At 44.5% G+C, this 1,748-nt stretch carries 4 protein-coding genes; 1 reads left to right on the top strand and 3 read right to left on the bottom strand.

Features of this window, described 5'->3' with window-relative positions; genetic code table 11:
• Positions 1–202 (bottom strand): hypothetical protein (locus tag AK963_RS36210; protein ID WP_139117757.1); only part of this gene is annotated, 202 nt, incomplete at its 3' end.
• On the opposite strand from AK963_RS36210, the gene AK963_RS28590 reads away from it, so the two are divergent.
• Positions 131–598 carry an alpha/beta hydrolase-fold protein gene (locus AK963_RS28590; protein ID WP_238593884.1) on the top strand — a complete coding sequence of 156 codons (468 nt, stop codon included), beginning with the start codon at positions 131–133 and terminating at the stop codon, positions 596–598. The two genes, AK963_RS36210 and AK963_RS28590, sit on opposite strands and share 72 nt — an antisense overlap.
• Before the next feature lie 64 nt (positions 599–662).
• Here the strand turns inward: AK963_RS28590 and AK963_RS28585 are convergent, their stop codons facing one another.
• Positions 663–1,232, bottom strand: a complete 570-nt coding sequence (locus AK963_RS28585; RefSeq protein WP_066018674.1) for a cytidine/deoxycytidylate deaminase family protein — start codon at positions 1,230–1,232, stop codon at positions 663–665.
• A gap of 293 nt (positions 1,233–1,525) precedes the next feature.
• A partial coding sequence (locus tag AK963_RS36205; RefSeq protein WP_238593883.1) for a hypothetical protein occupies positions 1,526–1,748 on the bottom strand: 223 nt, incomplete at its 5' end.

Genomic DNA, 1,748 nt, shown 5'->3' with positions numbered 1-1,748 from the left:
GAAAATCAACATCATTAAAACCTTCGGGTAGCTGTGGTCGACGAGACATCTGTTCTAGATAATGCATGGTAATGATGCCTAAGCATAGTTGGCGGCAGCTTAAGGATTTAGAAAATGCGATTGGTATTATGTGGTCTCTGAGCTGCCAGACCTCATTGAACAACACTTTCCGGTAAATGATAGACGGAGTGTTGCTGGTCATTCCATGGGAGGACATGGTGCGCTTGTGGTGGCTTTGAGAAATCCTGATCGTTACTCATCGGTCTCTGCTTTCAGTCCGATTTGTAATCCCGTTAATTCGCCCTGGGGGCAGAAGGCTTTTATAAACTATCTGGGGGCTGATCGTGAACTATGGAAAGCTTACGATGCCTGCGAGCTGTTGAATCAAGTATCTGAAGTGGTTCCCACACTGGTGGACCAAGGTAGTGAAGATACTTTTTTACATGAGCAGCTGAAACCGGAAGCATTAAGAAAAGCTGTTGAAGATGCGGGATATTCAATGACTATAAGGATGCAGGAGGGATATGATCACTCGTATTATTTTATTACAACGTTTATTGAGGATCACATAAGATTTCACTCGGAGTGGGTTCTGTAACTGGCTGAAAAAAGGTATTTACTGATTTACAGGTAAATACCTTTTTTAGGTTATGGCACAAAAATTATTCAACGTCCTCTTCCCAGTCATCAATTAACCAGTCGCCAGTCATCCAGTACTGGTCGATATCCATGCTTCTCACAGGATCATCACCCCGATCAAACATGGCTTTACCTTCTTCAAAGGCGTCAAAGCATTCATCTGCCAGTACCAGCCCATGAATGCTGATGCTGCTGCTGAATTCTTCTGGAAAACGTTTGAGGTTGACATCCAGCCCCTGGCTTGGATCAGCAGGCCAGATTTTTTTCAATTCAGTCCGGGAAATACCATAGATGATTTCATCAATATGAATTCCCCGGCAGCGGGCCCAGTAGATAGCCATCAGGCTTAGGTCATCGGGCTCAGAGGTGGTGATCAGGGTCAATGATTGTTTCTGCTGGCAGTCGAACTCACTGGCTAACAGATGAAGAGCAAGCCCTTCAGCGGTATAAAGAGGGCTGATATGGCAGGCATTACAGGCGGTAATCAGTATTTGCCCCGAGGAGTCAAGGATGCAGGCTGTAAATGGAAACGCCGGGTTTGCATTTACGCCAAGTTCCAGCAGCTCACCCATCAGCTCGGTGTAATCAGACATATTGATAGCTCCAAAACACCGTGAGCCCAAGAGGCAGCCAAGACTCACAGTCAACGATGTTGTTGCATGCATACTAAACAAGATACTTCAACATAGTTGATGGTCGACATTTTGTCCGCCTCTGTTGTCTGAATATGACTTGTCTGAGGGCTGTAACGGTATCAATTTATATTTCAGGAGCTCGTAGAGAGGGCTTGGCCACGGATAGGGGGATGGGAGCTGATTCTCTAACTCTTATTTATCAGGGGCTGGGAACGGTTGGCGGATGGCCACTCCCTTTGAAAGAATAAATTTTATGCCCTGAGTGAGCCCTTATATAAAGAAGGCAATATTGGCATCAGTTCAGATTTCTTTTTTCTGATGAGGGGGGCATGGATTAAATTTTTTTGGGGAATGTAATTTAAATTGTGTAAACGCTTGTCGTTAATACTCCAAAATGGAGAATAACAATGAGCGTTGAAATCAACGAAAAACTGGTAGATCAAATAGCCAGTCAGATTAAAACTCAGGATGATC

Origin of the sequence: Endozoicomonas atrinae, assembly GCF_001647025.1 — a bacterium.
Classification (GTDB): Bacteria; Pseudomonadota; Gammaproteobacteria; order Pseudomonadales; family Endozoicomonadaceae; genus Endozoicomonas; species Endozoicomonas atrinae.
This window is presented reverse-complemented; position numbering and strand designations above follow the sequence as displayed.